Consider the following 27,000-nt stretch of genomic DNA (forward strand, 5'->3'; position numbering starts at 1 on the left):
TATTCGATCAGTTCTGGTGTTTCGCCGATCCGTGCAGGAAATCAACGAGCTGTATACAAATGTCTGCGTAGTATTACGATAGCGGTAAAGTTCGGACGGACCATCTTTGCCCGATTTTCCGGCGCATGTTCCGGTGATTGTCATGGTGTGTCATGAAGCAAGTAATGAAACGATCAATGAAATTAGGCCGTTTTATCGAGCCTCTGCTCTTTTTTGGAGTTGCTCTCCTCTTATGGTGGGGTGCCGCTGAGAGAGACTTGTATGAATGGTTTCATCAATGGAGCCGTCCATATGATGCTTACGAAATTGATGAAGCAATTCTGTTGCTGTTTCTTTTGGGAACTGCCGGCCATGCCTATGCCCTTCGCTCGGAAATGCGCAAGAAGCAAGAGATCAAGCGGCGTATTTCTGCCGAAGAGGAGCTGAACTGGCTATCGAAACACGACAGTCTCACAGGGCTGCCCAACCGTCGCTACTTGCAAGAAGTCATTCAAGGTTACACAGACGAGGCTGGTGGTCATGTTGGTGTGCTTTCGATTGACCTCGATGGCTTCAAGAAAGCCAATGACCTGCTCGGGCACGCTGGTGGCGATATCGTGCTTATCGAAGTGGCAAAACGACTGTCTTCTTTTGCCCCATTAAAACATGTCTTTCGGCTTGGTGGTGATGAGTTTGTCGGTCTGGTGGATCTATCAGGTGGCTATGATCTGATGGAAGTCGCTGAGACCTTGCGTGATACCCTGAGCCAACCCGTCAAATGCGAAGGGGTCGTTCATGCGATCGGAGCCAGTATGGGCGTGGCCTGCTATCCGGACGATAGCAAGACTTTCGATGATGTCATCCATTTTGCCGATCTGGCGATGTATGCGATCAAGCGGATGGGTGATGAGACCGTTATGCGGTTCAACGCGGGCATGTTGGCAGCAAACGATGAGCGGGCCAAGATCGAGAAGGATCTTCAAAAGGCACTTGATGATGGCGAGATTCGCCCGCATTACCAGCCTCTGATTGACCTTACCAGCAACGAAGTCTATGGATTTGAAGCTCTGGCACGCTGGGAGCGACCGGGTCACGGCAATGTGTCGCCGGAGCACTTCATTCGGGTTGCTGAGGACATGGGGATTATCACCCGTTTGTCCGAAGAGTTGTTGCGGTTGGCATGCATCGACGCGATGGAATGGCCGAATGACATCATTCTGTCCTTCAACCTCTCCCCTGTGCAGTTGAAGGATCCGCTTCTGGGCCTCCGGATTGTAAAGATTATCAATCAAGTCGGCTTTCCTTCGCACAGACTGGAGCTGGAGATTACAGAGAGCGCTCTGGTTCAGGATGTTGAGCATGCCTCCGAGATTGTGTCCCAATTGCGCTCGATCGGTGTGAAGCTGTCGCTTGATGATTTCGGAACCGGCTATTCCAGTCTGTCACAATTGTCTCAGCTGGATTTTGATCGCCTGAAGGTGGACCAGAGCTTCATCAGCAACTTCAAAGATAATGAGAAACAGATGGCGATCGTCAAGACGATCCTGTTGCTCAGTGAATCTCTGGGGTTGAGCACCACCGCCGAGGGCATTGAAAACCGTGAGCAGCTTGCCATACTCAAGGAACTCGGTTGTGGCTGTGGGCAGGGATATCTTCTCGGTCGGCCCGTTGATTCTGCATCCGCTCTCGACCTCGTCGCTCAGCATCGAAAGCGCAGTGACCTTAGGCAGTCTCTTGATCAGGCCGGATGATTTGACGGCTCTTTGAAGCTTAAGCATCAAAGGAACGCGTTGATCCAGACCTTGCGTCGTGGATGCGGCGCATGTGCATGAAATAGTCTTGCCTTTTGCAGCCCTCCTCGGTGAAATGATTTTTCGCTGCGTGGATTGCCTGCCAAGCCGTGTTGGCAAATGGCAATTTTGCGGAAAATGGCCCACTTCGCATACCCTGACACCGCGTGCAGCGCTTGCGGGATGCCTCCACGTTCCATAAATATGGGTGATGAGTTGCGCCCTTACGAAAGGACGATAGGCCAATGGACGTGCGAACCAGTGTGATTGATGCCATCGGGAACACCCCTCTTATTCGCCTCAATGGCGTCAGCAAGCTGACCGGCTGCGAAATACTCGGAAAGGCCGAGTTTCTCAATCCCGGCCAATCGGTCAAGGATCGCGCAGCACTATACATCATTCGTGATGCGGTGGAATCCGGCGCCTTGAAGCCCGGCGGCACCATCGTTGAGGGAACGGCCGGAAACACCGGGATCGGTCTTGCGCTCATTGCCAATGCGCTTGGCTACAAATGCGTCATCGTGATCCCCGAAACCCAGTCGCAGGAAAAGAAATACATGCTGCGTCTGGCCGGTGCCGACCTTATCGAGGTGCCAGCGGTCCCCTATCGCAATCCGAACAACTATGTGAAGGTTTCTGCACGCCTTGCGCAGCAGCTGGCACAGACCGAGCCCAATGGAGCCGTTTGGGCCAACCAGTTCGACAATGTCGCCAACCGGCGCGCCCATGCGGAGACCACGTCCGAGGAAATCTGGCACCAGACAGACGGCAAGGTGGACGGCTTCATCTGCGCCGTCGGAACCGGCGGAACACTGGCCGGGACAGCACTGGGCCTCAGATCACACAAGCCGGACATCAAGATCGGTCTTGCCGATCCGGAAGGCGCAGCCCTTTACAGCTACTACACCGAAGGCGTCTTGAAATCCGAAGGATCGTCGATCTCCGAAGGGATTGGTCAGGGACGGATCACCGGAAACCTTGAAGGCCTTGAGGTCGATCATGCCTATCGCATCGCCGACAGGGACGCCCTGCCCTATGCCTTCGAACTTCTGGACAAGGAAGGCCTGTGCCTTGGTGGATCGTCGGCGATCAATGTCGCCGGAGCGGTCAACCTCGCCAAGGACCTTGGGCCCGGCCATGTCATCGTGACCATTTTGTGCGACTACGGCACCCGCTATCAGTCAAAGCTCTACAATCCGGACTTCCTGAAGGCCAAGGGACTGCCCGTGCCGGAATGGATGACGCGCACGTCGGACATCACGATTCCATTTGAAGCGGAATAGCCTTTGGTGGCTTTTGCACATGTGGTTCAGCCCCCGCCCACTCGCACCATGCGACCTATTGCCGGGGCTGTGAATTATGGACACTATCATTCAAAACCGTTCCCAGACCGTCAGCATGCGCAAACCAGACCTTCAGTCATGCTAAACACATGAAATATATTGTGTTTATTGAGCCCCCCTTTTTTGAGCTGAACCTGAACGGCGTTTTCCCGCAAGCTAAATTGAGCATCCATCCAATTTCGGAACAGCTGCTATTCGGACTTAAATATTGCAATATTAGAATATAATGATATTAAAGGTGCCAGATCTTTCAACAGGTTCCGTCCGTTCGGGCGGAACAAGGCCAAAAGAGGATTATCATGGCGACCGATTTCAAACAGCTGATGTCAGACATTTCCAAACAGGTCGGCACTCTCCACAAGGACATCCCTGACACCATGGGTGGTTTCTCGTCCATGTCGTCTGGTGCCGACAAGCCGGGTGCTCTTGATTCCAAGACCAAGGAATTCGTCGCTTTGGGCATTGCCATCGGGCAGCGCTGTGAGCCTTGCATTGCTTTTCACACCCGCTCTCTGATCAAGCTGGGCTGCACCAAGGAAGAATTCGAAGAATGCCTTGGCACCGCGATCTATATGGGTGGCGGACCGTCCCTGATGTATGCAGCAAAAGCCATGGACTGCTGGGAACAGCTGAGCGACTAAGGCTTGCTGACTGGTCCTGCGGGACGACATGTCGTGTTTTTGAAAGGGTCGACCATGGGTCGGCCCTTTCTCGTGGCCGCTTGCTTATGTCCACAGATGTAGAATTTCTCCTTGTTTGCAGTGAGATGCATATGGCTTCGCGCAACGACTTCGTTCATTCTGACCGCCAGAGGAGAGCGCAGAGAGTTAGACAGATGTCAGACCCCAGCGTCCCTCCACGGCCCTTTAAGAAATCAGGAGCAGCATGATGGGTGAGCGAAACAAATGGCTTGTTGATACGGAATGGCTGGAGGCTCACCTCGACAGCCCTGATGTGGTGGTTGTCGATGGCTCTTGGCACATGCCAGCAGAAGAGCGCGATCCAGAAGCAGAGTATAACGCCGAGCACATTCCCGGTTCAGTCTTTTTCGATCTGGACGGCATTGCGGATCTGACAACCGATCTGCCTCATATGCTGCCGACCTCCGAAGCGTTCGCCAAGGCCGTTGAACAGCTGGGCATCAGCAATGGCAAAACGATCATCATTTATGATGTCGCCGGGATTAGGACGGCACCGCGTATCTGGTGGACTTTCCGGATCATGGGTGTGGAGGATGTCTATATTCTGGATGGTGGCCTGCCCAAATGGAAAGCTGAAGGACGCCCGGTCACTGATGAGACGACGATCATCACAAAGGGCAAATTCGCAGCCCGCTTTGATCGTGGTGCGGTGTGCAATCATGCCGAAATGCTCAGGGCGATCGATATTCCGGACGTGGAAGTCGTTGACGCGCGATCCAACGGGCGGTGGAGAGGAACTGACCCAGAACCGCGGCCAGGGTTGAGTTCCGGCCGAATGCCTGGGTCGAAGAATGTGCCATTTGTTGGACTGATCGATGAGTCGGGATGCCTCAAGGACACCGAAGTCATGCGTCAGCAATTTCTTGATGCGGGCGTTGATCTGTCCAAGCGCATCATCACGTCATGCGGATCGGGGGTGACGGCTGCTGTTCTGACGCTGGCTCTTGATACCATTGGGGTGAAGAGTCTGGGCCTTTATGACGGATCCTGGACCGAATGGGCCAGCCGCGAAGACAGCATTATCGAGCGAGACTGACGTCTTAACCACGAAATGCACAGGCCGAAGGCTCGGTTTTCGGCGGGTTGGCATCCAGACTGTTGCATTTATGCGACGAACTGGGCTGCCATAAAAATGGCATAATTCGACCACGAAAGGAACAACTCTCGCCGCTATACGTTTTGTCATTAGGAAGTCACACAGAATGACAACAAACTAGCGGTGAGTAAAATGAAAAGAGTAATAGTTTCAAGCGCGGCATTGGTAATGGCAGCAACCGGCGCCAGCATGGCTGCAGACCTGCCACAGTCGGAGCCTATCTATTCAGCGCCGCCGGCTCCTGCTGAAGTGATGTCTGGCAATCCGTGGGAAGGTGCCTATGCTGGTGTGGCCGCAGGCTGGATCTGGAGCGACACTGACACCAACGGTAGCGCAGCATCTGTTGATGGCGATGGTGGTACGATTGGCGGCTATGCCGGTTACAACTTTGCTCAGGACGGCTTCGTCTTCGGCCCAGAGATTTCTGCCAACTACAACAACATCGATGACAGCAGTGCAACGTCCCGCTTCGAAAGCACTTGGGATACCGAGATCAGAGCACGCGTCGGCTATGACATGGGTGGCGTTCTGCCCTATGCGGCCCTTGGCGTAGGTCTTCAGGATGGCAAGTTGACGGATCGTGCAACGGGCACGTCTGACGACAATGTTCATACCTTTATCAGCACCACCGGCGGTGTCGAAGCCATGGTTGCCGAGAATATCTCCTTGCGTGCTGAGGCCGGCTATCGCTGGTCCAATGACCAAACCTACAATTTTGCAGGGTCCAGCTCCAAAACAGACATTGATGGTGCGGTCGCCAAAGTCGGTCTGACGTTCCAGTTCTAACGTCGACCTGTTTGCGACAGGGCCAGACCGGCCCCACTGACCTTTAAAGACAAAAAGAGCCCGGACAGATTTGTTCGGGCTCTTTTTGTTTGTCTGTAATCCTTGCTTCTAAAGCGTGTCGCAGTTAATGAGATTCAGGATTCCCATTTTTTGCCAATTGTGATTCCCTTTGAGAAAAGGGGATCATCATGGGCAAATCACTTCCTATTGCATTGCGCGAACGTGTTGCTTCATTTGTTGATGCCGGTCATTCGCATCGGGCGGCCGCCAGCCATTTCCGCGTGTCACCACGGTTTGTCAATAACCTGATGCTTCTCAAGAAAGAGACGGGTTCTGTGCAGCCTCGCAAGCAAGGCCGACCAGACAAAGGCAAGTTGGGTGTGCATCATGAATGGATCACAAGGCGCATGTCTGAGAATGGCGATCTGACGCTTGATGAGCTTTGTCTGGAATTGGCTGAACGCGGGGTCCATGTGCATCGCTCTAGCGTTGGGCGCGTGCTTCACAGGCTCGGCCTGAGCCATAAAAAAAAGTCTGGTAGCCACTGAACAGCTACGGGCCGCGATTGCTCATGATCGGTATGTATGGATCAATCAGCGCCGGCCTTTCTTCAACAAAGCATTGTCCCGATTGATCTTTATCGATGAGACATCAACCAACACGAAGCTGACCAAACGGTCTGGATGGTCACCAAAAGGACAGCGCTATCGCGCCCACGCTTCTTTTGGTCATTGGAAATCCCAGACCTTCATCGCTGGTTTGAGATCCCGTGGGATGGTTGCGCCCTGGATCGTCAATGCTCCGATGAACCGACGTATCTTTGAAACTTGGATTGAAACTCAACTACTGCCGACCCTGTCAGCTGGCGACATCGTCATCCTCGATAATGTCGCCTTCCACAAAAGTGAGAAAGCTCAAAAGCTCGTCAAATCAAAGGGAGCATGGCTGCTGTTTCTTCCGCCATATTCACCGGACCTCAATCCCATCGAAATGGCATATTCCAAACTCAAGACACTGCTGCGCAAGCGAGCAGCCAGAAGCTTCGATACAATCTCAGACGCGATCGGTGACATTTGTGACCTCTATTCTGCCAAGGAGTGTCTGAACTACTTCAAAGCTGCCGGGTATGAGGTTAATTAATTGCGATATGCTTTAGTGCAGGATCTGGCTGAGGAACAGCTTGGTCCGCTCGTGTTGCGGATTGGTGAAGAAGGCCTCGGGCTCATTCTGCTCAACAATCTGACCGGCATCCATGAAGATGACCCGGTTGGCAACCTGACGCGCAAAGCCCATTTCGTGGGTCACGCACAACATGGTCATGCCCTCTTCAGCAAGGCCGACCATCACGTCGAGCACTTCCTTGATCATCTCCGGATCGAGGGCCGAGGTTGGCTCGTCGAACAGCATGATGCGTGGGTTCATGCACAGAGAACGGGCGATGGCCACACGTTGCTGCTGACCACCCGAGAGCTGGCCGGGATATTTGAGGGCCTGTTCGGGGATCTTGACCCGCTCCAGATAGTGCATCGCAATCTCTTCGGCTTCCTTCTTGGGCATCTTGCGTACCCAGATCGGAGCCAGGGTAAGATTTTCCAGAATGGTGAGATGCGGAAAGAGATTGAAGTGCTGGAACACCATGCCCACCTCGCGGCGGATCTCGTCGATCTTCTTGAGATCGTTGGTCAGCTCGATGCCATCAACGACGATCTTGCCTTCCTGATGTTCCTCAAGGCGATTGATACAGCGGATCATGGTTGACTTGCCCGACCCTGAAGGACCTGCGATGACAATCCGTTCACCCTGCATGACCTTGAGATTGATGTCGCGCAGAACGTGGAAGTCACCATACCACTTGTTCATTTTCTCGATTTCGATCGCAACGTCGGTTTCAGACACCTGCATCTTGATGCGTTCTTCGCGGTGCTCGGTGGTTTCTACAGCGGTTTCTGACATAGGACTAAATACCTTTCCGGGCAACTTATCGTTTGTGACCGGTATGTAGCCGGTTTTCCATGAAAATTGAATAGCGGGACATGCCGAAACAGAAGAGCCAGAAGACAGTCGCCGTAAAGAGATAGCCTGTGTGGCTCTGGGTCGAGGTGGCCCATGTGGAGTCTGAGAAAGAGTTCTGCACCTGCCCCAGAAGGTCGAACAGACCGATAATGAGAACAAGGGTCGTATCCTTGAACAGACCGATGAAGGTGTTCACGATGCCGGGGATCACAAGCTTGAGCGCTTGCGGCATGGTGATAAGGGATGTGGACTGCCAGAAGGTCAGGCCAAGGGCATCAGCCCCCTCATATTGCCCTTTCGGGATGGCCTGAAGACCACCGCGGACCACCTCGGCCATATAGGCGGCCGAGAAGAGCGCAACCCCGATCAGGGCACGAAGCAACTTGTCGAAGGTGACGCCGTCTGGAAGGAAGAGCGGCAACACGACCGACGACATGAAGAGAACCGTGATCAGTGGGACGCCTCGCCAGAATTCGATGAAAATCACCGAAACCAGACGGACGACCGGCATCTTCGACCGGCGACCCAAGGCGAGAGCAATGCCAAGCGGCAACGAAGCCGCAATCCCGGTGACAGCAATCACGAGCGTGACGAGGAAGCCACCCCAACGAGCTGTTTCAACTGGCACGAGACCGAAATCGAACGACATGATCCCGAAGATGATGGCGATCGCAATTCCGATGCTGCCGAGCAACAGCACAACCGGTTTGACTGCGCTTTGAGTTGCATAGGCGATGAGCGCGCCAAGGCCAACAATCACAAGGAACAGGATGGCATATTCGAAAAGAAAGGCTTCGAACGCCAAATTGCCACCCGTGAGCAGAATGAACGTCATGACCGGATAGCCGATCAGCATGAAAAGGATGTTTTCACGCTTGAACGGTGCATCGGGGATCAGTGCCGGGATCAGGCCCAGCACGCCCACCACAAAAACGATATTCACGCGCCAGTATTCTTCCGGCGGATAACGTCCATAGACGAAGAGATTGAAATAGTCCCTCACATACGCCCAGCAAGCTCCGTCAATACCGGCGCAGGCGTCACGATCCTGACCGGTCCAGACCGCGTTGATGAAAGCAAACTCGATGAGTGTCGGGACAATCAGATAGATCAGATAGAGCCCGATGAACGTGAGGATCGTATTCGGGATGGAAGAGAATAGTTTGGTTTTGATCCAGTGCCCTGCTCCGGTTGTACTCAACGGAGCCGGACGTTCCTCTTCCATATATTTTCTGACATAGGAGAAAGAGTGTTCAGACATGGTTTTCTCCTAGCGCTCGACCAATGCGATGGACCGGTTGTACCAGTTCATCAGCATGGATGTGAACAAAGATATCGACAGATAGACAATCATCCAGATGCCGATGATTTCCACCGCCTGCCCTGTCTGGTTGAGCACCGTACCGCCGACCGAGACGATGTCCGGATAGGCGATGGCCACGGCCAGTGACGAGTTTTTCGTCAGGTTCAGATATTGCGATGTGAGCGGCGGAATGATCACCCGCATGGCTTGCGGAATGATGACCAGTCGCAGCGTCGGCCCGTTTCTGATGCCTAGCGCATGCGCGGCTTCAGTTTGCCCATGATTAACGGCGAGAATGCCCGCCCGCACGATTTCCGCGATAAATGACGCAGTGTAGATCGTCAGAGCCAGGAGAAGTCCGACAAATTCGGGGATCACCTTCATGCCACCGGCAAAGTTAAAGCCTTTAAGGCCCGGTGCATCAAGGTTGATAGGCATACCGGCAATGAAATAGGCCAGAATGGGAAGACCTATGATCATGCCCACACTCGTCCAGAAGGCGGGGAAGCGTTGCCCGGTCGCCATCTGACGCTTTTTCGCCCAGTAGGACACGCCAATTGATCCGACGATTGCTATAACAAAGGCAATCAGGATGAGTCCGGATCCCTCGCCGAACATGGGCTTGGGCATATAGAGGCCGCGGTTGTTGAGGAAGAAGTCGGCTCCCATATCCCACGAGTTGCGCGGATTGGGCAGTGCGCGCAGAACGGCAAAATACCAAAAGAATATCTGAAGCAGCAAAGGGATGTTTCGAATGATTTCGATATAGACCGTCGCCAGCTTCGAGATCACCCAGTTGTTGGAGAGGCGGGCAATGCCGACGATGAAGCCGACAAGGGTGGCAAAAAAGATGCCGATGACAGCAACAAGAAGCGTGTTGAGCAGACCGGCCAGCAGCGCTTGACCGTAGGTGGAGGTGGCGCTCAGTTCGATCAGTGACTGGTTCGGAAGGAACCCAGCCGTGTTGTCCATGAAGCCCATACCGGAGGCAATATTCTGTTTTTCCAGGTTGTGGGCAGCGTTTTGAATGATATTCCAAGCGAGATAAGCCAGACCGCCAATCAGCGCGACCTGATAAACTATCCCTCTGACCATGGGATCATTGAATATGGATCCCTTGGCGGGCGCCGTATCGGCGACCTCATGAGTGTTTGCAGCCATGATGACCTCGTCCAAGGCCGGTCGCCGTCAGGTCGACCGAACGATCGGGTACGTGGCGTTACCCCTTGTAAACCGGGGATTATGCAATTGTAGTTCTTCTGCGCCACGGACAAAAAACCCCGGCGGACGGAATCGTCCTGCCGGGGCATAATCAACGCATTTTAGCGGATTGGAGGCGCATACATCAGACCGCCTTTGGACCACAGGGCGTTCACGCCACGTGCGATACCAAGCGGGGTTTCCGGGCCAACGTTGGCTTCGAAGCTTTCGCCGTAGTTGCCAACCTCTTTGATGATGTTGTAAGCCCAGTCGTTGCCGAGACCGAGGTTTTCGCCAAAGGAGCCTTCAACACCAAGCAGGCGACGGATCGATGGGTTTTTGCTTTCCTTCATTTCGTCAACGTTTTCCGAGGTCACACCGAGCTCTTCAGCATTGACCATGGCGAACAGCACCCATTTGGCAATGTTGAACCACTGGTCATCACCCTGACGAACAACCGGGCCAAGTGGCTCTTTGGAAATGATTTCCGGCAGAACGACATGATCGTCGGCGTTGGTGAGTTTCAGGCGCTGTGCATAGAGGCCGGAAGCATCTGTGGTGTATACGTCACAGCGACCGCCATCATAGGCCTGAACAACTTCGTCCGATTTTTCGAACTGAACGAGTTCCAGCTCCATGTTGTTGGAGCGGAAGTAGTCGGTCACGTTCAGCTCGGTGGTGGTGCCGGTGTTGGTGCAAACAGATGCGCCGGACAACTCCAGAGCGGAGGTAACACCAAGGGACTTGCGAATCATGAAGCCCTGACCGTCATAGTAATTGACGCCAGCGAAGTTCAGGCCCAGAGCGGTGTCGCGGGTCATGGTCCAGGTGGTATTGCGCGGCAGAACGTCGATCTCGCCGGACTGCAGAGCCGTGAAGCGTTCTTTGGCAGAAAGGGGCGAGTATTTGGCTTTGGTGTCGTCACCGAAGATGGCAGCTGCCATTGCACGACAGAAGTCTACGTCAAGGCCGGTCCAGTTGCCTTCAGCATCAGGATTGGAGAAGCCCGGCAGACCCTGGCTCACACCGCACTGAACGGCATCTTTTTCTTTTACATCATCAAGGGTCGCAGCAGATGCAGCGGTTGCACCGATCGCGAAGACAGAACCCAGAAGTACGGAAGTAAGAGCTTTTTTCATGTTGCAGCCTATTTGTTGCCCAAAAGAATTTGATTGCATTATTGTACAGTCTCGCCGGCTTCTTTTTATGGGTGAAGCCTGACGGCACTGCTAAGAGATTGCTTGGTCACATCGCCACACGGACGATTGACTTTGACATCGAAGGAAATTATTCGACTTCGGTCAAGAGGAAATATGCAGTGATATCCACGAATTTGAATAAAACACACGAAAAATGTTCTCTATTGGTGCTAAACGGAAATATTTGGTTCTTTTAGGCTGAGTTTCCGACGATTATTTCACATGAATGTAGAACAGCGAAGAGCAGAGGTTGGCCAAAGCAATGAGCGACAAATCAAAAGATAAGAAATCATACGGAAAGGACACCCAATTTGTTCTTTCCGGACGGTCCCCTTCGGACAATCACGGATTTGTAAATCCACCGGTCGTCCATGGTTCAACCGTTGTTTTCGAAAAGACCGAAGACCTCTATCTTCAGAAGGCAAAATACTATTACGGCCGTCGCAGCAGTCCCACCATCGACGCGTTGACACAGGCTGTTGCCGAGTTGGAAGGCGCCCATGGCACGGTGCTCACCCCTTCCGGACTATCTGCCTGTACTCTGGCATTGCTGTCTGTAGTGAAAACCGGTGAGCATGTTCTGATCACCGATACAGCCTATGAACCAACCCGGCATTTTGCAGATACCATTCTCATTCCCATGGGGGTCGAGGTCGAATATTACGATCCGTTGCTCGGCTCGGAGATTGCCAAGCTGTTCAAGGATAATACGGTCGCGGTCTACACCGAGTCGCCGGGGTCCGAGACCTTTGAAATTCAGGATATTCCAGCGATTGTCGAAGCTGCCCACGCCAAAGATATCGCGGTTGTTCTCGACAACACATGGGGTACGCAGCTGTTCTTCGATGCCTTCGCCCATGGGGTCGACATATCTGTGACTGCCGGTACCAAGTATATCGTGGGGCATTCCGACGCGATGCTGGGGACTGTGTCCGCCAATGAAAAGCACTGGTCGCGCCTCCTCGATGTGCACGGTGCGCTGGGGTATCACGTGGGACCGGACGATATCTATCTGGCGCTGCGGGGCCTTAGAACCATGCCGATGCGCCTGCGCCAGCATGAACAGAATGCGTTGGAGATTGCGCGCTGGCTCGAAGCGCGGCCAGAGGTTGATCGCGTCCTGCACCCTGGCCTCGCAAGCCATCCGGGGCATGCCCTGTGGAAACGTGACTTTACGGGGTCTTGCGGATTGTTTGGTCTGGTGCTCAAGGACAGCACGGTCAGTCAGGCCCGCGCGATGATTGATGCGCTCGACCTCTTTGGCTTCGGGTTCAGCTGGGGTGGGTTCGAAAGCCTGGTCACTCATCCAGCACCGAAAAAGCATCGCACGGCAACCAATTGGCAAGAGACGAACCAGTTGTTGCGGCTGCATGTCGGGCTGGAAGATATCGAGGATCTCAAAGCCGACCTCGAACAGGGGTTCGCTGCCTTTAAAGCGGCGGCACGCTGAGCCGTGAAGACCACTTCAAACATCAATGGCGGCCAATGAGCCGCCATTTTTTTGTCGAGACGCGAACGTGATCGGATCAGCTTTTCTCGACGGGCGAGTTTTCCATCAGCTTGTTGGACTTGTGCTCCTTATAAATGAGGCGCACGTTTCTAAGGTAGATGAAAAGACCGGCACCCTGCCCCACAATGAAGACAGGATCACCGCGCTTGAGCGCATAAATAAACAGAAGCGCGCCGCCCCCGATAGAAAAAAACCAGAAAGCCACCGGAACAACAGACCGCCCGACCCGTTCGCTCGCAATCCACTGTACGACGAAGCGCATGGTAAACATGGCCTGGGCCAGAAAGCCAAGAATGAGCCAAACATCGAATTGCTGAACAAAGACGGTATGAAGCCAGTTGGAAAGGTCGATCCAGAGGGTCTCTAGCATTGTCTGTCTTTCTGACGAGTGCGCGGATGCTGCCTGTGTCTAATTAGAGTTGCCAAGATCGATTTCGGTAATGGTGGGTATTTTCTGACGCCGTTTCCGCAACCAATAAACCCCCAGCATGTCGATGATGCCAACCCAGAGCCGGTCAAAGATTCCATATTTTGAATTGCCATGGCTACGGCCGCGGTCAATCACGTCGATATGGACGATCTTGAGTCCTTCCCGCACCACGAGCGCCGGAAGAAACCGGTGCCAGGCTTCAAAGAATGGCAGGTTGAGAAAGACCTGACGGCGGATGACCTTGAGACCACAGCCGGAATCGCGGGTGTTGTCCTTGAGCAGCTTTTGGCGAATGGCGTTGGCCAGTCGGGATCCGTGTTTTTTCACGAAACCGTCCGTTCTCTTCATACGCTGGCCTGCCGCAAGCGCATAGTCAGGGCCCTTCTCTCTCAGGGCGGCGACCATTTGCGGGAAAAAGGCAGGATCATTCTGCCCGTCGCCATCAAGAGTAGCGATGAATTCGCCGCGCGCATGCAAAAGACCCGTTCTCACTGCGTTTGACTGGCCGCAAGATGTCGCGTGCCGAAGGTGTCGCAGCCATGGGCGCGTCCTTGCATAGTCCCGAAGCAACGTGTCGGTATCATCATCCGAGCCATCGTCGACGATGATGAGTTCGAAGCTCAGATCTGTCAGTGCATTGCCAACCTCGTCGATCAGGAACGCCAGGTTGTCGCGTTCGTTCTTGCACGGGATGATGACTGATACATCGCAGGCGTGGGATATCGGTGGCAAGGTGTCCAGCATGAGGATGTCCTGACTCAAGACGCAAATGGGTATCGACCGGCACAGTGACTGCGCCGAAGTCGCTTTCTCTTAGGCTTTTTGGCGCATCATGTGAAGAGCCTTGTAGAGTTTGCCAAGAGATAGTGCGCTTGTTTTTGGGATCCTGATTAATCCGGCTTCTGACCGAAACAGCAGACGGCGATTGGCACACCAAAGGGCGAGCAGCCATGCAAATGAGGCACCATAAGTCAGACCTGCCACCGTATCAGAGGGGTAATGGGCTCCAACCACGATCCGCGACACACCGATCCAGAAGGCAACACCGAGCCAGATCCACTTGAGCCGAGGGAACAACAGGATGAAGATGATGGCCATTGCTCCGGCAGTCGCCGAATGGCCTGATGGAAAACTCTGAAAGCCCGAGGAAAAGCCCGGGGGATCGAAGTGGTGCGGCCCCAATTGATCGAAGTAACGTGGCCGCGCCCGCCCGATCATCATTTTGATGAGATTGTTGGATATGCCCGACCCGGCAACCGCGACAAAGGCATAGAGGCCGAACATCTGGAACCGGGTCACAACGGCCACTGATGCCTTGTCGAGGCGGTGCCATGGCAACAGACCAAGAGCGAGCACAGTGATCCCGGCTGGTACGAGGATAACCTCGGATTTGGCAAAATCAGTATAGGCGCGAAAGAAGTGATAAGTCTCGCCCGAAATGGTGCTCCGCCAATGGCCAGCGGCTTCATCGAAAAACAGGAAACCGAGCGCCACAAGGCTGGCCATCACCACCAGAATCAACTGCCAATTCGGATGTTGAATAGCTGGAAGATCAAGTCCGGATCGCGCCCGAAAACCTCGTTTCCTGCGCACAAGGGAAAAGGCCCGGTATTGTTGTCCAAGGCGTTTGGCGGCGGATGTCAGAGCGTCGAGAATTGCCATGCTTATCAGTCTAATCCAGTTTGATTGTGCGGTGCCAGCTTACATCTTGAGGCGATAGAGGCCAAAGGATTGCCATTTACCGCCGTTCAGCTTGTAACCGTCCACACGCGCGATTTCCTCGATCTGAGCCTGCTGCTTATCAATCACTTCGAAAAAGCCCTTTTCCTCGTGACGCTCGACGATGGCGATGCGGCAACCGGCCTCGGTCAGGAATTTTGCGGCTGACTGCCCGCCCCTGAACTGCGTATCGGTGCCCAGAAGGAAAACCAGACTGGGTTCGGAATAGCCGGCACTGGCCACTTCCACGCTTTCGCATGGCTTGACCCGATTGACCGTTTCCTCAAGCTGGTTCGAAAGCCAGACGGATCGGAAGGACGGGAAAATCGTTCCGTGGATCGAGAGGTAGAGGATCGGCGCCACAGTGGCAGCCAGAATGAAGGCCGCCATCACGCGCCCGCGGATGAAAACAGCATAGCACAACAGGCCAAGTCCAGAGGCGACAAGCCCCAGCCCAAACGCTGCGGGATTGATCGCGCCCTCAAGCACGATGAGAGCAATGGGCGCACCGAGACCGAGCACGATGCTGATGATCGGAATAAGCAGAGCGACAATCCGCGCCCAAAGCGGACGCCAGATGGTTGCAAGGTTTTCAAGAGCGGCTGCGGTCAGAATCGCCAGCGCAGGCAGCACCGGCAGGATGTAATGCGGCAACTTGGTGGGCACAAGCTCGAACAGGATCCATGTCGGCACGATCCATGAGAGGGCAAAGCGGACGGACTTGAGCTTCTTCTGCTTCCAGATCCAGACGACCGAGAGGATCAGAAAGACCGAAACCGGCCAGAAGGTGCCAATCGTGGCGGCAAGATAGGTGCCCGGAGGTGCGCCGTGCGACTCTTTGCCTGAGGCCACCTTGCCGATCATGTCCTTGCCGACGGATTCAAGATAGAAGCCCCAGTCGGTGTGAATGCCAATGGCGATAAACCACGGCAACGTTATGACGAGAAAGAGCGGAATACCAATCTTCCAGCCCGTCCCCCTCAGCCAGCCAATGGAGCGCTCTTGTAGCGTGACAAACAGAATGGTCAGGCCGGACACCATCAGGATGATCGGCCCCTTGATCAGCACGGCAACGCCCAGTGAGGCCCACAGCAGGATCCCCTGCCAGCGTTTGAGGCCCGAGCGTTGATCATAAAGCTCCCAAAGCAGCCATTGCACAGCGAGGATCGTTGCCAACAGCATGGCGTCCGTCTTGGCGAGGCGCGCTTCCACCCCTAAAAGGATAGCCGCCGCCATGCCCAATCCGGCCAGAAAACCAACACGCACAGAAGCCATGCGCATCCCAATGAGGAAAGTCAGCCCGACACTCAATAGCGCGCCGACAAGAGACGGAATGCGATAGGCCCAGATCGGGGCATTTTCCCCCTGTCCCGTCGCCTTTGCGCTGAGCACCTGCAACCAATAGATCCCGACCGGTTTCTTGTAGCGTGTGCCATCCTGAAAACGGATATCGACATAGTCGCCCGCCTCCATCATCTGCTTGGAGGCTTGAGCAAATCGCGCCTCGTCGCGGTCAACCGGCGGAATGGAATTGAAGCCCGGCAGGAAGCAGACCAGAGCGAACAACATCAGGGCAAGAAAAGACCTGATGCGCGAGGAACACAAACTATTGAGGCCGTTCTGGATGGCATCGCTCAGGGACGTGATCCAATCAGGCTCAACAGGGTGCCTGTCGCCGGATTGGTGCCAATGCGCTCCGGTCTTGGTATTGGGCATTGGATGGCCTTCAGGGCGGTTGGGATCCTGAGGGAATTGGCCAAGGTCTGACATGTGTCTCTCACCGGCTTGAGCCTTTGATAGGCGCTGGATGGTTGGGTCTGCCCGATCCTATAACGGATTTGTTCCCGATTGCACAGGGCGATCCGGCGCAGGGTGCAAAAACTAAAAAGAACCCTGCCCCATTTTCTCAGGCAAGCGCATCGATGGCATCGGTGGCTTAAGCCGATTGGCGCTCAAACACGACACACAGATTGTTGGCGGGCATGGTTTCTGTTCTGACAAGGTCCAATTCGGAGCGCTTTGCCAGATCAACGACATCTTCAAGATGACGGACACCCCACTCGGGATTGCGTTCGCGCAATGAGCCGTCAAATGCAGCGTTGCTCTCGACAAAGGGCTGTCCCTTCTGTCGATAGGGCCCGTAAAGAATGAGCTTGCCACCCTGTGGCAACAGCTTTCCGGCAGTCTTCATCATCCCTTCAGTTGCGGCCCATGGGCTGATGTGAACCATATTGATGGCGATGATCGCATCTGCCGCTTCGATGGTCCAATCCTCACGTGAGGCATCAATCGTCAATGGTTGGCGCAAATTGTCGCGTTCCACGTCTTCGATCCATGCCGCGATGGAAGCCCGTGCTTCTTCTGATGGATCAGACGGTTGCCAGATCAGGTGGGAAAAATGCTGTGCGAAATGAATGATATGCTCGCCGGTGCCACTGGCCAGCTCGAGAACGAGACCGCTTGTTGGCAGAACGTCTTGCAAAAGCAAGCGAATTGGCTCGCGGTTGCGTTGAGCGGATGGACTGGAGAGTTTTGATGCGGAACCGGACATAGGCGCTCCTGCTGTAGAATCCCGATAGGTTTGTCCAAAAGCCAATTTTCAGCCCTTGATTTCATTGAGATTTTTTAAACGCGCGGAAAAGGTTTGGTCAGGAATTCCTCATTGTTCTGTCCGCCAAAAAACTCCAGTTGTTTTATCTTAATATTTGCCCCAGGCTACGAAACACAACCAGAGGCATTAAACTTCTAAAGTGATCTGGCCTCCCGACCACTTTCCGACCAGCAATTGCAATTGGTCTGGCTAACGTTGCCCATATGATTGCTTCATCCGCCGGTTCATCCTCTTCTCGGCTTTCAAAATCTTTGGAGTCTCCGTCAAGTATACAGGCGACAGACCAATCTCCATCAATGGCGTAACCATATTTCAACAGAGTATCGCCTTGATCGTGCAGCAATGATTCTTGCTTTAATGAGAACCAATAGCAGTCGTCAGATGTTTCCAGCACGGCAACCACCGAGAATGGTGAATACCGAACAACGTGGCTAATGCCTTCCACTATTGCGTCGAGGTAGATATTGAAATTGCCAATAATTGTTTCTCTTTGCTGCTTAAGCTCCTTTCGTTTTTGGGGAGCAGATTTTAAGCAATTTCGGCCTAAATTTCCTGTATCCAAGGATGCAATTTCGTCATCTATTCTACTTAGATCTGGCACCAAGGTTTCAGGTCTCAGCATTATGGCCTTTGTTATTGCATCAAGAAGACGAGAATTGTCGGCTATTTGCCTGAATGGTGTTAGGTCATATATTTGGAGTTTACCGATAAGAATTCTTAATGTTCCAACTTTCAGATCATCCGGCTCTTGCACCTGCGCATCGGCTACATATTGTATAAGAGCTTTGGCCTGGGCCCACTCTGGGTTCTTCTTTATTGTTTCTGAGGACTTATCGGCTGAGCCTCTTTCATATTCTCCAGATGCATCGACAGACATTCCCAGAAAACTGGCAATCCTAGCGGATGTAGATAGGCCCAGCTTCCTATTCGCCTCTGTCTCTTGAGAAATATTGTGCTCTACAACTAGCCCTTCGGCCATGAACTGAGCTAGGAAGCTAGAAACCTTGGGACGGTCCACATACATAAAGTCGATAAGTTGGTTTGAATAGTCTGTCATCTGCTACCTCTAGGCGAATATGATTGAGGCTCGACCGACAAAAAGCAATGTTTTCTTATTCTTGATACAGAAATTATTATCTAAGACTCTGTACGCAACTTAGGATAGACAAAACAGTAGGGGATTCTGACCCAAAACAAGGGTTAAATGGACAAACCTTTAGGGATTCGTCACCTGCAGAAGCTGTTACCGGAAAGGCCATGGAGAAAATGGCGACCCCTGAAGGATTCGAACCCTCGACCTGCTGATTAGAAGTCAGCTGCTCTATCCAACTGAGCTAAGGGGCCTCATCACAAAAACATCAAATAAAAACAGATGTTTGATGCGCGGTGCTATGGAGAACAAAAAAGAACGGAAACTGAGGTTTACAGCGGGTTTACAGCTGGTTTACAGAATCTGTTCTCTTTCTGTTGCGCGTTCATAACGTTCCTTCTGGCTTTTTGCAATTTCTTTATCCGAAACATACAATTCAATCAACTTTTCAACACGCTCCCTTTCCCATCCGAGGATACGTGCAATTTCATCATTGGAAAAGCCAGCCAATTTAAACTCCGTACATGCATTACCCCTGAGATCATGCAGATGTTTATCAATCCCATGCTTATCGCGATGGCGATTAAAACTGGTAGAAAACCCATCCTTGGTCCACGCTCTTCCATTTTCATTACAAAGTATCGTAAGAGTCGAAACAGGAATGCTTCTCGAACCTTTATAATGGGCTATTTCTTCAAGGATCTTTCGTATTTCTGAATGTATAGGAATGGCTAATCTTTTCTGTTTCGCAATACTTCCATTTGAATTACGACGTTTGCTCTTGTGTGAGTGCCAATCAAACTTGTAACCTTTGTCTGCGTCGGTTTTTATAGACACCAGATCGTGCCGACGAAGACCGGTATATTTGGCCAGTAACAATCCCCACCTTAGCTGCGGGCTCGCATCTGCACAAAACCTTTCAATTTCTTCTGTTGTCCAGATAATGTCAGAGCGATCAGCTCTATGCAGTCTTTTGATACCAGACAATACGTGATTGTCGATCTTCTTCATGTATTTGGCAAAATTAGCAAGGCGGGTAAGACCCTGAACAAGTCGGTCGGCTTTTCGAGGACGATCGGACCATTGATATTGCCATTCCAATACGTCACCAAAAAAGTCTGTAGCCTCGAAAATCTTGATATCATCATCACCAAATTCATCAGAGATAAGCGCGAATACTTCTTCGTACCCCCGCTTGGTATCTCGCGCGAGCTTAGCCCATTCTCCAGATCTTCGAAATTCTGTAATCAGATCATTAATAGAGAAGAACGATTTTGGAAGGGTGCCGTTGACGTTGAGGGAAGCCTTGGCGTTATTGTACGCATCAAGAAACTGGTCGCTGACAGGCTCAGGTTCTGGTTTGTTCTTGCTCCGCCAAAACACCGGAGATCCTTTCTCGCGATTGACCTTGTAATAATACGTACACGTCCCGTCGGCGAGCTTTTTAGAATATTTATGTATGCCTTTTAGTTTTGCAGCCACCATCACAGCCCCCTGCTCTTCCGACTTTGGCGACGTTTGTATGCCGCATTTGACGGGTCATCGTCAGGATCATTAGATGACAAGCCACTGATTGCATCAAGGCACAAATCGATTGCTTTACGATCATAAAGGCCAATAACTGGTATTGATTTTGGCAGCATTCCTATAGTCACATAGTGAGAGAATGTGGTTGCGCACATATTGCAATATGCGGCGGCTTCTTTCCGTTTCAAAAGACGTTTATCCAAGTGCTTTTCCTTCAACCAAATTTGGAATGAGGACCAAAAAATGGCCGCTCATCGGAATCATTGGCTGGCTCCGGAAATTCGGAACAAAATGGCAACTTTAATCAAGGTTATGGTTAATTTTTTCAAAATGACATGCGATCACAGACAAAGGCCCTATTTCCCCAACAACGACCACCGAACAGTTGAGGAGAATTGAATTGTCAGACGAAAAATTCAACGAAGAAGACATTGTTAAACGCCTATTGAATCGCGAAAGCGAGATAGCCAAAACACAGAAACATCAGTTTCTGGAGTCCACGATACAATCGGAGAAGCACGTCAAGGCAATGGGGTCGTCCATGACGGAAGTTGCGACACTTGCGAACTCCATCATGGACCGGATGCTGCGCGGGATGAAGAAGGTAGAAAAGGAGTTTGAGGATATTGTTCGAAAGCAGAGATCCTTTCATGTGGTGTCAAATCGCAAGATCCTTATCGCGGTGATATTGATGATACCCGTCTGGGCAACGGTTACGATGATCGGTATATGGGCATTGCCTTATGGCAACGCCAAAGTCGGTCTCGACCACCCCGGGAAATACACGATAATCGATCAGGATAAGGGTACAGTCTATTCCTGTGAAAAGATCAGCGTGAAAACAGGGCTGGATTGCCACCTGATGCACTGATTTTGCAAACCAACACATGCCTTTGCCCTTCGATGGATTGGCAAAGGCATCATGCAATATCAATGTAGACACATATATATCGGAATTGATATTGCATGATCGGTCGGAAGTCCGACCGAAATCGGAAAGTCCAGAAAGAGCGATCAGCGGTTCTGGCTCACGGAAAATGGAGGAGCCTTCAGGAGGATCCATTTTCCCTTGTGAGCAATGTAAAAATTCCTTCGTTATTTTAAAAAAATTCCTATTTCCCCATTATAATAATAAATTGATATGGGGCCCGTAGATGAATTACGAAAAGAACTATATTGTTATAGATATAAAACGAATTTCTGACGGTAAGTTAAAGTCACAAACGGATCATTGTCGTCGTTCCAGAGGTAGAATTGACCACTGTGATCTAAAAAGAACGAAGCTGAATAAAACGGTAATTGGTATCGAGAAAGACCCTTATCAATCAGCGAAAAACTATATTGAATCTCAGAAGGCACATATCCATAAAAGAAATGAAACACCATACACTTCTTTGATCCTGACTGCTTCTCCTGAATTTTTCGATTTAAATCCTGAAAATTCCACTAGATGGGAAAATATTACCACCAAATGGGTGTTGGAAACATTCGGCAGTAATGCGGTTTATCTTGAATTTCATGAGGATGAAAAAACCAAACACGCTCATTTAACCGTGGTGCCTACCTATCAAAAATTCCGCAAAGGAAAGCCCGGCAAAGTTTACGTCAGCCACCATGAACACCCTGTGTTTGCCGGTCGTGATAGCTATCATCGACTGCTTGATTCATATGAGGCGGTCTGCAAGCCTTTAGGCTTGAGAAGGAGCCGTTCAACAGATACGAGATCACCAACAACCAAAAGTCAACATGCCACGGAAATGCTGAACGCAGCTGAAACTGAACTTCAAATATCGCGACGATTGCAGAAACACTCTGTCGAGTTTCTCGAATATTCACGAAATAGGATCGTGAACGCGGTTGAAGAAAGCGTTGACGCGTTCTTTATCAAAGAAGGTGGCGATCAAAGTGAGTTTGATGCTTTCGAGCGCGGAACTATTGAAATTTGTCCTCCTCACGGGATAAGTAAAAAGGACCTATCAATCATTGAATCCAGAGGTTCTGTTTCAAGCTTGATCTCTAAAATAATATCTAAACTTCGCGATACAAAGTATAAATTGGAAAAAGAATATAATAAAAAGATGAAATATATATACGAAAGAGAAAAAACGCTTAACGAAAAAGAGTTTTTAATTACAGAACGAGAAAAGACAATAAGCATTGCTGTTCTGATGAGCGCAAGGGAGAGGCAAAGACGTGAAAATTCACGATAAAAACGGTTGACCATGTTTTATATAATGAAATTTTGTACGCGCATCCGCTTGGTGTAACAATTTGTGAAACACTATTTTTCGTCGCGTCATTGACAATGGCGCTGATTTATTCATCTTATAACATGCGTTACGGGCGCAATATAAGAACGAGTCTTTAATTTCCATAAGGTAGGATTGCCTTGTGGCTTTTCTGCGTTGAGGTCCTAATATGATTTGCGAAGCTGAAAAATATCAGGAATCCACCCTTCTTGCAGATTACTTAATATGTGAATCACGCGAGCGTGGAGAACTGTTGACTCCGCTTAAGCTTCAAAAGCTCATGTATTATGCTGACGCTTGGCATTTGGCGCTTTATGACAAAGAGATAACCCCGGAACAGTTTCAAGCATGGGTCCATGGCCCTGTGGCCTTGTCTCAATATCATCGTTTTAAGGGCTACAAATGGCGTCCTATCGACGAAGAAATCGAGAAGCCTGATCTCAAGGTGGAACTGAAGAAACACATTGATGAGGTTATTGATGTTTTCGGCTCTGAAACTGCGGTTGCTTTGGAAATAATGACGCATAAAGAGCGCCCATGGATTTCCGCTCGTGGCGATATTTCGGAAGATGAGCCTTGTAACGCCTATATCTCAAAGAAAATCACCAAAGAGTTCTATCAGAAAATTGCCGATTAAAAAGAAAAAAAACCAAATAGTTTCAAGTACGGGTGTCAAGGCGGCCGTTGCTGATGATGATATATTGCGGTTTTCTTTTAAGTTTTTTGATGCAACTGATGTTGAAGTGTGCCCCGCGGAATTTCAAGCTGGATATACTCAAACTCTTATGGATCGGCTCAAAAGCCTTTCGTCTTGGCGTGTTTCCGATTTTACCGGCAATCGTAGCAGGTCGATACGCAGTCATCCTATAAATTGGGACAAAACAAGTAGACCTGACGGTTTTGTACAATTAAATGAGCAATACCAAGCCTATACTCCATATCAGTTTTGTTTATCTGCAAACGAATATGGTAGAGTTCATGGTTTCTTGATCGGCAGCTGCTTTTACGTCGTATGGCTTGATTGTAACCATGCCGTTTATCCCGGATAGGAAATTTACGCTACACGGATGATTCGATATTTAGCATCGAGTCGTGCAAAAACACGGCTAATCAATTCATCCGATGACTTTGGTGGTATCAACAGGTCTTCAAGATTGTTTCTTCGAACACGCTCTCTGCGTTGTCTCCTCGTTTCTGGTGCCTTGATACGATATAAAGCGCCGTTCTTCGTAAAAAGCAATTTGTTCGGGCGACTGTTTTCTTGAATGTCACTTTCACCTTTTTCGGAGTTTTGGTCGATTTTTTCACAAAGCTTGGCACGGTGTAGATGATGGTTCTTTCGCCGTTCGGCCAACTCTTTGGCCGAAGCCTGTTGGGAGTTGGCAACCTGACGCCTTTCGGCATCTGCAGATCGACAGACGCGCCGCCCAAGAACGCGTTCCAGTTCGTGCCAAATTCCGTCCATTCCTTGCTTTTCGGCGATTTCCAATAGATAAGCCTTTGATCCAACCGCATGGCAGAAATCAGACCAGTCCCGCCAGACAATTGTTGCAAGGATTTCTGGCGCATAGCCATGCTCAAATTCTTCATCTCGTTCGGCCAGTTGTTCATCTGTAAGGTCATTGAGACCAACAAAGTCTTTCAGACCACGTGACCAGTTTATCTGCTGTCGTTGATACATTGCCTTATTAAAGGTCTGCCACAAGCGAATTGCCTGTTTATGTGATGGTGCGCCTTTAAGGTTGACTGTTTTGCCTTTCTCATATGCGGTAAGGATTGCGAGAATTTCCCATGGTGTGTAGGAAATCTTCTCTGTCAGGGTGATGCTCGATCCTGTTTTGCCCGATGCACCTACAAGTTCGTTAGCAACTCCCCATCTTTCTCCCTTTGCAAGAATCTCTTCCGCATTCTTTGTTGCCCATTTGCGCTTATCCTCAATTTCGTCAAGACTGACCCCTGCCTTCTCAGAAAATTTTGCAATGTATTCTTCAATGCGAGAATTCTTATTGTCTGCTGAAATGTCCCTGCCGGTCAGGTTGAATGCGTGATTGCCGCCTTTAAGCTCTTGCTTCGTGAGACACTTTGACCACTCTTTTCTCAGGCACGAAAGTTCCCGAATTGACTGTTTTAAGGTACCGGAACGGTAAAAAAGCAGCACGTGGAAATGTGGGTGCCAGCCGTTCTTGTAACTCCAGGTTACTTCAAGCGCCCAAATGCTACCCAACAAATCGCCATTTTTACGAAGCTTTTTCATTTTGGCGGAGGCAGTAAAACCACGTAAGGCATCGCGGGCTCTTTTGACCAAATCCTGTAAATCATCACTGCGATTATGCTGAAATGTGAGCGTCATCATCACTGCCGTGTACGTAGGTTTTTCGTTTTTGCCGGTCAGATTGACGATATAGTTCCATGCATGGCGAATTTCGCGCTCTCTTTGCATGCAAATATTTCTGGAACAGACGGGGCATTGCCAAATCCTACCGCAAGAAGCGAGGTGCCCATAACGTGCCCGGTCATTGTAAAGTTCGATATCCACGCCAGAATGACCATATGACAGATACTTTCGGCAAGAACACACCCCTGTATATCTAACTTTTCGCTCCTCGACTATTTCACCGGTTTCGTAGTCAATGCGCTCAGCTGTGTCTTTCAGGATTTTGGTATTCATACCGCGAAGATATTTGGCCGATACGTGCATTTGTCGATAGTTCTCGCGCCTAGACAACTGAGCTGCAGAAAGATTATTCTCATAGTCTGAAAAATTTTCACCGCAAAGACTGCTGAAAAATCTGTATTCATTTTCAAACGTTGCTTTTTCGTTGTTTGATTTCTGATTTTCATTCGTTCTTTCAGTTGGTTGGATGGTGCCACAACGATTTTCACTATCAGCAAAACCCATTATAGTACCAAGAGCCGCCCCGCCCTTCGGGCTGGCCTGCTTTTTTCCGGCAAATAGTTTGTCGAGTTGTTGAGAAAGAGGGATATTGGGATCGGCAGGTCGCAGATGATGGATATTGCTTTGTTGATCAGGCGCAGATAGAGTGTAACGGTTGCTGTAGGGTTTATTCATCTCAATCACCTTGCAGTGCTGATGCGGACGGCAATCCGGTGATCAGCATCATTTTTTAAGGCTGTTCGATTTTGTCGACGGCCTTTGTTTTTTGGTGATTGGGAAATAGGTTCGAAATTTAGGACTCGGAAACCAAAAGACAAAAAAAGAGCGCTTTTTAAAAAAAAGCGCTCCTTATACGAAGAGATTATTTTTTCAAGCGATCCTGACAGATCGCATCGAGGGTCCTTCGACCAGCATCGATCCAGTTATCAAGGCAGTTTACTCATGCTCTTGACGTGAAGCGACAAATTCAAAAATCAGGCAAAAGCTCATTTTGAAAACGATGGTAGCCCGAAATACCTTTCTGGAGTGGGAACGTCGGTCTTCGGTTGAATATAAGAAAATTCTTCAGCAAGTTCTTCGGCTCGACGCATCGCCTTAGACTTGCTAACTTCATTAACTTCCAAACCAGCCAATCGTTTCTTGACCTCTTCGACCAAAGTCATTTGCCTTCTCCATTTATAGTCCGACTCTGTGATTGTGTATAAAGTATCCCAACCCCATACGATCGATAAAACCAGTCAGTGGGTCGTTATACTCTCGAATTAGATTGCGGAGTGGAACATCGTCTGAGTAATCGTCAATTTCGATTCTCATCGCGGCCAGCTTTGGCAAATCGATGCTACGTCCGTGTGAGCGCCACAGGGTGTGGTCACCCAGAGCAGTTGCTATTTCCTCAGCGCGTACCCGCTTTTCGTCAATTGTTACCGGCGATCCCGGATTGTTGGTTCGGTGATGGGTCCAATCCTTAAATTTGTATTCTACAAGCCAGTGTTTCAGCAGATCTTTTGAAAGATCTCGGGCTTGCTCGAAAAGTGCAAGCTTTCCTAAATCCATACTACGCAGAAGAACAACATCTGCCGGAGCGAGTTCACCCTTCTCCGTGATTTCCTTGACCTTATCTAAATATCCCATCGCCGGAACGTAATCACCCGTATCCGGCGCGGGAACTTGAGGGTCGATAGGGCCGAGACTTGATGAATAGTCCATGTATATCTTATCGCCAGCCATGCAAAGAATGGTGCCTGCGGACATCGCTAAATCAGGAACTACAAAATAGACAAGGCCGTAGTGCTTTCGTAGTGCGGCAACCATTCTCTCGGCGGTTTCTGCCGATCCGCCACCGGTTCTTAAGAAAACTGCCACCGCATTGTCTTGCCTGTCGCTCCGTGATTTCATCTCCTCAACGTAATCTCGAAAATTCCGAAAATAGTTTGGATTTATGCCCCCGCTATAGAAGATGATATCTGCCTTTAAATGATCCTCAAGTGTCTTGGCTCGTTCATTGACGAGGTCAAAAATGGAACGGTCAAATAGATCCAAGCTCATTTTCTTCAGCAAG

25 protein-coding genes, 1 tRNA gene and 1 pseudogene are annotated in these 27,000 nt (G+C 50.7%); 11 read left to right on the forward strand and 16 right to left on the reverse strand.

The window, feature by feature from the left end:
* The first annotated feature begins 257 nt into the window (after nucleotides 1–257).
* The 6 genes and pseudogenes from CPH65_RS18745 to CPH65_RS25095 all read left to right on the forward strand — a co-directional run bounded on the left by CPH65_RS18745 (nucleotide 258) and on the right by CPH65_RS25095 (nucleotide 6,835).
* On the forward strand, nucleotides 258–1,730 hold the full coding sequence (locus CPH65_RS18745) for a bifunctional diguanylate cyclase/phosphodiesterase (protein ID WP_172891548.1): 1,473 nt from the start codon (nucleotides 258–260) through the stop codon (nucleotides 1,728–1,730).
* A gap of 284 nt (nucleotides 1,731–2,014) precedes the next feature.
* Nucleotides 2,015–3,052 (forward strand): cysteine synthase A, encoded by a 1,038-nt coding sequence (locus tag CPH65_RS18750; protein ID WP_096175267.1) that lies wholly within the window; start codon nucleotides 2,015–2,017, stop codon nucleotides 3,050–3,052.
* Nucleotides 3,053–3,411: 359 nt separating this feature from the next.
* A complete protein-coding gene (locus CPH65_RS18755; protein WP_096175268.1) occupies nucleotides 3,412–3,753 on the forward strand; it encodes a carboxymuconolactone decarboxylase family protein in 342 nt (113 codons plus the stop codon).
* A 244-nt stretch (nucleotides 3,754–3,997) separates the two neighbouring features.
* Nucleotides 3,998–4,849 (forward strand): 3-mercaptopyruvate sulfurtransferase, encoded by an 852-nt coding sequence (sseA, locus tag CPH65_RS18760; RefSeq protein WP_096175269.1) that lies wholly within the window; start codon nucleotides 3,998–4,000, stop codon nucleotides 4,847–4,849.
* A 192-nt stretch (nucleotides 4,850–5,041) separates the two neighbouring features.
* The gene (locus CPH65_RS18765; RefSeq protein ID WP_096175270.1) at nucleotides 5,042–5,695 is read left to right on the forward strand and encodes an outer membrane protein; all 654 of its coding nucleotides are present in this window, start codon (nucleotides 5,042–5,044) and stop codon (nucleotides 5,693–5,695) included.
* A gap of 188 nt (nucleotides 5,696–5,883) precedes the next feature.
* Nucleotides 5,884–6,835 (forward strand): annotated as a pseudogene (locus CPH65_RS25095) (IS630 family transposase).
* Between the two features lie 12 nt (nucleotides 6,836–6,847).
* Here the strand turns inward: CPH65_RS25095 and CPH65_RS18775 are convergent.
* From CPH65_RS18775 to CPH65_RS18790, 4 genes are all read right to left on the reverse strand, one after another.
* On the reverse strand, nucleotides 6,848–7,648 hold the full coding sequence (locus CPH65_RS18775) for an amino acid ABC transporter ATP-binding protein (protein WP_096175271.1): 801 nt from the start codon (nucleotides 7,646–7,648) through the stop codon (nucleotides 6,848–6,850).
* A 25-nt stretch (nucleotides 7,649–7,673) separates the two neighbouring features.
* Nucleotides 7,674–8,969 carry an amino acid ABC transporter permease gene (locus CPH65_RS18780; protein ID WP_096175272.1) on the reverse strand — a complete coding sequence of 432 codons (1,296 nt, stop codon included), beginning with the start codon at nucleotides 8,967–8,969 and terminating at the stop codon, nucleotides 7,674–7,676.
* Between the two features lie 9 nt (nucleotides 8,970–8,978).
* The gene (locus CPH65_RS18785) at nucleotides 8,979–10,172 is read right to left on the reverse strand and encodes an amino acid ABC transporter permease (RefSeq protein ID WP_096175273.1); all 1,194 of its coding nucleotides are present in this window, start codon (nucleotides 10,170–10,172) and stop codon (nucleotides 8,979–8,981) included.
* Between the two features lie 161 nt (nucleotides 10,173–10,333).
* The gene (locus CPH65_RS18790) at nucleotides 10,334–11,350 is read right to left on the reverse strand and encodes an amino acid ABC transporter substrate-binding protein (RefSeq protein WP_096175274.1); all 1,017 of its coding nucleotides are present in this window, start codon (nucleotides 11,348–11,350) and stop codon (nucleotides 10,334–10,336) included.
* A gap of 322 nt (nucleotides 11,351–11,672) precedes the next feature.
* On the opposite strand from CPH65_RS18790, the gene metC reads away from it, so the two are divergent.
* A complete protein-coding gene (gene metC / locus CPH65_RS18795) occupies nucleotides 11,673–12,860 on the forward strand; it encodes a cystathionine beta-lyase (RefSeq protein WP_096175275.1) in 1,188 nt (395 codons plus the stop codon).
* 76 nt (nucleotides 12,861–12,936) lie between these two features.
* Here the strand turns inward: metC and CPH65_RS18800 are convergent, their stop codons facing one another.
* The 9 genes from CPH65_RS18800 to CPH65_RS24010 all read right to left on the reverse strand — a co-directional run bounded on the left by CPH65_RS18800 (nucleotide 12,937) and on the right by CPH65_RS24010 (nucleotide 20,500).
* Entirely contained in the window at nucleotides 12,937–13,290 is a 354-nt protein-coding gene (locus CPH65_RS18800; protein WP_096175276.1) for a lipid-A-disaccharide synthase N-terminal domain-containing protein, read from the reverse strand.
* A gap of 39 nt (nucleotides 13,291–13,329) precedes the next feature.
* A complete protein-coding gene (locus CPH65_RS18805; RefSeq protein ID WP_096175277.1) occupies nucleotides 13,330–14,094 on the reverse strand; it encodes a glycosyltransferase family 2 protein in 765 nt (254 codons plus the stop codon).
* A gap of 69 nt (nucleotides 14,095–14,163) precedes the next feature.
* Nucleotides 14,164–15,012: a phosphatase PAP2 family protein gene (locus tag CPH65_RS18810; protein WP_096175278.1), complete on the reverse strand. Its 849-nt coding sequence runs from the start codon at nucleotides 15,010–15,012 to the stop codon at nucleotides 14,164–14,166.
* 39 nt (nucleotides 15,013–15,051) lie between these two features.
* Nucleotides 15,052–16,839, reverse strand: coding sequence for a glycosyltransferase family 39 protein (locus tag CPH65_RS18815; protein WP_096175279.1), 1,788 nt, complete (start codon nucleotides 16,837–16,839; stop codon nucleotides 15,052–15,054).
* A 166-nt stretch (nucleotides 16,840–17,005) separates the two neighbouring features.
* The gene (locus CPH65_RS18820; RefSeq protein WP_096175280.1) at nucleotides 17,006–17,620 is read right to left on the reverse strand and encodes a DUF938 domain-containing protein; all 615 of its coding nucleotides are present in this window, start codon (nucleotides 17,618–17,620) and stop codon (nucleotides 17,006–17,008) included.
* 142 nt (nucleotides 17,621–17,762) lie between these two features.
* Nucleotides 17,763–18,737, reverse strand: a complete 975-nt coding sequence (locus tag CPH65_RS18825; RefSeq protein ID WP_096175281.1) for a hypothetical protein — start codon at nucleotides 18,735–18,737, stop codon at nucleotides 17,763–17,765.
* 210 nt (nucleotides 18,738–18,947) lie between these two features.
* Nucleotides 18,948–19,024: transfer RNA gene (locus tag CPH65_RS18830), tRNA-Arg, on the reverse strand.
* Between the two features lie 100 nt (nucleotides 19,025–19,124).
* The gene (locus CPH65_RS18835) at nucleotides 19,125–20,255 is read right to left on the reverse strand and encodes a tyrosine-type recombinase/integrase (protein WP_096175282.1); all 1,131 of its coding nucleotides are present in this window, start codon (nucleotides 20,253–20,255) and stop codon (nucleotides 19,125–19,127) included.
* On the reverse strand, nucleotides 20,255–20,500 hold the full coding sequence (locus tag CPH65_RS24010; RefSeq protein WP_157747801.1) for a hypothetical protein: 246 nt from the start codon (nucleotides 20,498–20,500) through the stop codon (nucleotides 20,255–20,257). The genes CPH65_RS18835 and CPH65_RS24010 overlap by 1 nt, the downstream gene beginning before the upstream one ends.
* A gap of 197 nt (nucleotides 20,501–20,697) precedes the next feature.
* Between CPH65_RS24010 and CPH65_RS18840 the strand changes: the two genes are divergently transcribed.
* The 4 genes from CPH65_RS18840 (at nucleotide 20,698) to CPH65_RS24340 (ending at nucleotide 23,595) form a co-directional block, all read left to right on the forward strand.
* Nucleotides 20,698–21,168, forward strand: a complete 471-nt coding sequence (locus CPH65_RS18840; RefSeq protein WP_096175283.1) for a hypothetical protein — start codon at nucleotides 20,698–20,700, stop codon at nucleotides 21,166–21,168.
* A gap of 283 nt (nucleotides 21,169–21,451) precedes the next feature.
* Nucleotides 21,452–22,507, forward strand: coding sequence for a plasmid recombination protein (locus CPH65_RS18845; RefSeq protein WP_096175284.1), 1,056 nt, complete (start codon nucleotides 21,452–21,454; stop codon nucleotides 22,505–22,507).
* A gap of 208 nt (nucleotides 22,508–22,715) precedes the next feature.
* Nucleotides 22,716–23,183 (forward strand): Panacea domain-containing protein, encoded by a 468-nt coding sequence (locus CPH65_RS18850; protein ID WP_096175285.1) that lies wholly within the window; start codon nucleotides 22,716–22,718, stop codon nucleotides 23,181–23,183.
* Nucleotides 23,173–23,595, forward strand: coding sequence for a hypothetical protein (locus tag CPH65_RS24340; protein WP_197703888.1), 423 nt, complete (start codon nucleotides 23,173–23,175; stop codon nucleotides 23,593–23,595). Before CPH65_RS18850 ends, CPH65_RS24340 begins: the two co-directional genes overlap by 11 nt.
* A 5-nt stretch (nucleotides 23,596–23,600) precedes the next feature.
* Here CPH65_RS24340 and CPH65_RS18860 read toward each other — a convergent pair whose 3' ends face one another.
* From CPH65_RS18860 to CPH65_RS18865, 3 genes are all read right to left on the reverse strand, one after another.
* Nucleotides 23,601–25,616, reverse strand: a complete 2,016-nt coding sequence (locus tag CPH65_RS18860; RefSeq protein ID WP_157747802.1) for a protein rep — start codon at nucleotides 25,614–25,616, stop codon at nucleotides 23,601–23,603.
* 311 nt (nucleotides 25,617–25,927) lie between these two features.
* Nucleotides 25,928–26,104 (reverse strand): hypothetical protein, encoded by a 177-nt coding sequence (locus CPH65_RS24015; protein ID WP_157747803.1) that lies wholly within the window; start codon nucleotides 26,102–26,104, stop codon nucleotides 25,928–25,930.
* A gap of 13 nt (nucleotides 26,105–26,117) precedes the next feature.
* Entirely contained in the window at nucleotides 26,118–26,999 is an 882-nt protein-coding gene (locus CPH65_RS18865; RefSeq protein WP_197703889.1) for a hypothetical protein, read from the reverse strand.
* Between the last annotated feature and the right edge of the window lies 1 nt (nucleotide 27,000).

The organism is Cohaesibacter sp. ES.047 (assembly GCF_900215505.1).
Lineage (GTDB): Bacteria > Pseudomonadota > Alphaproteobacteria > Rhizobiales > Cohaesibacteraceae > Cohaesibacter.

What these genes read in the sequence shown, in the direction of transcription:
- CPH65_RS18800 (WP_096175276.1), bottom strand. Translation starts at nt 13,290, where the DNA reads ATGCTAGAGACCCTCTGGATCGACCTTTCCAACTGGCTTCATACCGTC.
- CPH65_RS18750 (WP_096175267.1), top strand. Translation starts at nt 2,015, where the DNA reads ATGGACGTGCGAACCAGTGTGATTGATGCCATCGGGAACACCCCTCTT.
- CPH65_RS18790 (WP_096175274.1), bottom strand. Translation starts at nt 11,350, where the DNA reads ATGAAAAAAGCTCTTACTTCCGTACTTCTGGGTTCTGTCTTCGCGATC.
- CPH65_RS18850 (WP_096175285.1), top strand. Translation starts at nt 22,716, where the DNA reads ATGATTTGCGAAGCTGAAAAATATCAGGAATCCACCCTTCTTGCAGAT.
- CPH65_RS18815 (WP_096175279.1), bottom strand. Translation starts at nt 16,839, where the DNA reads ATGTCAGACCTTGGCCAATTCCCTCAGGATCCCAACCGCCCTGAAGGC.
- CPH65_RS18785 (WP_096175273.1), bottom strand. Translation starts at nt 10,172, where the DNA reads ATGGCTGCAAACACTCATGAGGTCGCCGATACGGCGCCCGCCAAGGGA.
- CPH65_RS18755 (WP_096175268.1), top strand. Translation starts at nt 3,412, where the DNA reads ATGGCGACCGATTTCAAACAGCTGATGTCAGACATTTCCAAACAGGTC.
- CPH65_RS18805 (WP_096175277.1), bottom strand. Translation starts at nt 14,094, where the DNA reads ATGCTGGACACCTTGCCACCGATATCCCACGCCTGCGATGTATCAGTC.
- CPH65_RS18845 (WP_096175284.1), top strand. Translation starts at nt 21,452, where the DNA reads ATGAATTACGAAAAGAACTATATTGTTATAGATATAAAACGAATTTCT.
- CPH65_RS18860 (WP_157747802.1), bottom strand. Translation starts at nt 25,616, where the DNA reads ATGAATAAACCCTACAGCAACCGTTACACTCTATCTGCGCCTGATCAA.
- CPH65_RS18835 (WP_096175282.1), bottom strand. Translation starts at nt 20,255, where the DNA reads ATGGTGGCTGCAAAACTAAAAGGCATACATAAATATTCTAAAAAGCTC.
- CPH65_RS24015 (WP_157747803.1), bottom strand. Translation starts at nt 26,104, where the DNA reads ATGACTTTGGTCGAAGAGGTCAAGAAACGATTGGCTGGTTTGGAAGTT.
- CPH65_RS18775 (WP_096175271.1), bottom strand. Translation starts at nt 7,648, where the DNA reads ATGTCAGAAACCGCTGTAGAAACCACCGAGCACCGCGAAGAACGCATC.
- CPH65_RS18765 (WP_096175270.1), top strand. Translation starts at nt 5,042, where the DNA reads ATGAAAAGAGTAATAGTTTCAAGCGCGGCATTGGTAATGGCAGCAACC.
- CPH65_RS18780 (WP_096175272.1), bottom strand. Translation starts at nt 8,969, where the DNA reads ATGTCTGAACACTCTTTCTCCTATGTCAGAAAATATATGGAAGAGGAA.
- CPH65_RS18820 (WP_096175280.1), bottom strand. Translation starts at nt 17,620, where the DNA reads ATGTCCGGTTCCGCATCAAAACTCTCCAGTCCATCCGCTCAACGCAAC.
- CPH65_RS18825 (WP_096175281.1), bottom strand. Translation starts at nt 18,737, where the DNA reads ATGACAGACTATTCAAACCAACTTATCGACTTTATGTATGTGGACCGT.
- CPH65_RS18810 (WP_096175278.1), bottom strand. Translation starts at nt 15,012, where the DNA reads ATGGCAATTCTCGACGCTCTGACATCCGCCGCCAAACGCCTTGGACAA.
- sseA (WP_096175269.1), top strand. Translation starts at nt 3,998, where the DNA reads ATGATGGGTGAGCGAAACAAATGGCTTGTTGATACGGAATGGCTGGAG.
- metC (WP_096175275.1), top strand. Translation starts at nt 11,673, where the DNA reads ATGAGCGACAAATCAAAAGATAAGAAATCATACGGAAAGGACACCCAA.